The following is a 333-nucleotide window of genomic DNA, read 5'->3' on the forward strand; positions in this document are numbered from 1 at the left end:
GATGTATGCCAAATCAGACGGAGCGGATGGCAGGTTGAGATTGTCAGCCGCTTCACTCTCTTCAAACACGCTTTCCAATGTAAGGACCGGCACTTGCAGCTGATGGGCATGCTCTGTATAAGACTTTCCGGCCAAGACCATTCGAATCGAGCTGTCCTCCGCCATGAAACGAAGACGGTCTTCAGGAAGCGCGGGATCAAGCGGCACATAGGCGGCGCCTGCTTTTAACACAGCCAGCATGCCGACAACAGTTTCTGCCGATCGGTCGTTCATAATCGCGGCAGCTTCCCCTTTTTGAAGACCTTGTTCAACAAGCTTTCTCGCCAGACGGTT

General features: G+C 53.2%; 1 protein-coding gene. It reads right to left on the reverse strand.

Features of this window, described 5'->3' with window-relative positions:
- A partial coding sequence (locus tag MOC09_RS19965; protein WP_268371674.1) for an AMP-binding protein occupies positions 1-333 on the reverse strand: 333 nt, incomplete at both ends.

It is taken from the genome of Bacillus sp. N12A5, from assembly GCF_026790125.1.
Classification (GTDB): domain Bacteria; phylum Bacillota; class Bacilli; order Bacillales; family Bacillaceae; genus Bacillus.